We start from the raw sequence: 2,106 nt of genomic DNA on the forward strand, positions 1-2,106 counted from the left end.
CGCTGCGCGACTACGCGCACCGCACCGGCGTCACCCCGTTCATGGTCACCCAGGCGGCCGGTGCCCTGCTGCTGGGCGCCTTGGCCGGCAGCACCGACGTCGCCCTCGGCACCCCGGTCGCCGGACGCGCCGACGAGGCCGTGGAGAACGTCGTCGGCTTCTTCGTCAACACCCTGGTCGTCCGCCACGACCTGAGCGCTCCCGAAGGCGGCGCCGCGCCCATGTTCGACCAGCTGGTGGAGCGGGCCCGCGAGACCGTGCTCGGCGCGCTCGCCCACCAGGACCTGCCGTTCGACCGCCTGGTCGAGATCGTCAGCCCCGAGCGCTCGCTGGGCCGCCACCCGCTGTTCCAGGTGATGGTCCAGCACCGCAAGGAGGCCACGGGCCTGGACGCCCTGCTGGGCGCCCGCACCGAGCTGCTGCCCGACCCGCTGCACGCCGCCCGCTTCGACCTGGCGTTCACCTTCGTGGAGTCCGCCGACGGCGCGCACACCGACCTCACCGTCATCCACGCCGCCGACCTGTACGACCGCGGCACCGCCGGGCTGCTCGCCGACCGGCTCCTGCACGTGCTCGACCAGGCCCTCGCCGCGCCCGGCCGGCCCGTGGACCGCGTCGAGGTGATGAGCCCGGGCGAGAGCCGGGCCCTGGCGGGGGAGTGGAACGCCACCGGGCGGGAGGTGCCGGCCGGCACGCTCGTCACCCGGTTCGCCGGGCACCTGGCCGCCACGCCCGACGCCACCGCCGTCGTCCACGCCGACCGCACTCTGACCTACCGTCAGCTCGACGAGCAGGCGGGCGCGCTCGCCGCCGAGCTGGCCGCGGCCGGGGCCGGACCCGACCGGATCGTCGCCGTGGCCGTGCCGCGCTCCGCCGAGCTGATGGTCGCCCTCCTCGGCGTCCTGAAGTCCGGCGCCGCCTACCTGCCGCTGGACCTCGACTACCCCGCCGAGCGCCTGGCCATGATGGCCGAGGACGCCGCACCGGTGTGCGTGGTCACCGTCGAGGGCGAGCGCGGACGGCTCCCGCACCTGGACGGCGTGCCCGTCGTCCTCGCCGACCGGCCCCGCACGGCACCGGCCCTCGAACCGGCCGCGGCCGGGCCGCAGCACGCCGCGTACGTCATCTACACCTCGGGTTCCACCGGCCGCCCCAAGGGCGTCGTCGTCACCCACCACGCCGTCGTCAACCGCCTGGACTGGATGCGGGAGACCTACGGGATCGGCCCCGGGGACCGGATCCTGCAGAAGACCCCGGCCAGCTTCGACGTCTCCGTCTGGGAGTTCTTCCTGCCGCTGGTCAGCGGCGCGGCCGTCGTCCTCGCCCGGCCCGGCGGGCACCGCGAGCCCGACCACCTCGCGGAGGTCGCGGCACGCACCGCCGTCACCACGGCGCACTTCGTCCCCTCCATGCTCACCGCGTTCACCGCGGCCGCCGAGCAGGACGAGACGATCCGGGCGGGCTTCGCAGGCGTCCGCCGCGTCTTCTGCTCGGGCGAGGCCCTGCCCGCCGCCGCCGTGGACCGCTTCGCCGCCCTGTGGCCGCACATCGAACTGCACAACCTGTACGGGCCCACCGAGGCCGCCGTCGACGTCACCCACCACCGTGCCGAGCCCGGCGCCGGCGTCGTCCCCATCGGCCGCCCCGTGTGGAACACCCGCCTGCACGTCCTGGACGCGGCCCTGCGCCCCGTACCCGTGGGCGTGCCCGGCGAGCTCTACCTCGCCGGGGACCAGCTGGCCCGCGGCTACCTCGGCCGGCCCGGCCTGACCGCCTCCCGCTTCGTCGCCGACCCCTCCGGCAGCGGCGAGCGCATGTACCGCACCGGCGACCTCGTGCGCCGCCGCGCCGACGGCGCCGTCGAGTACCTCGGCCGCACCGACGACCAGGTCAAGGTCCGCGGCTTCCGCATCGAACTCGGCGAGATCGAGGCCGCCCTGACCGCCCTGCCCGACGTCGCGCAGGCAGCCGTCACCGCCCGCCCCCTGGCACCCGGCGGCGCCCCGCAGCTCGTCGCGTACACCGTCCCCGCCCCGGGCGCGGACCCCGCGCCGCAGCACCTGCGCGACGCCCTCGCCGAACGGCTGCCCGAGCACATGGTCCCCG

Annotated in this window: 1 protein-coding gene; it reads left to right on the forward strand. The window is 76.3% G+C overall.

What is annotated here, in order from left to right:
- The coding region (locus V7793_RS36785; protein WP_336014029.1) for a non-ribosomal peptide synthetase at positions 1 to 2,106 on the forward strand (2,106 nt) is incomplete at both ends.

It is taken from the genome of Streptomyces sp. KLMMK, from assembly GCF_036961605.1.
Classification (GTDB): Bacteria; Actinomycetota; Actinomycetes; order Streptomycetales; family Streptomycetaceae; genus Streptomyces; species Streptomyces telluris.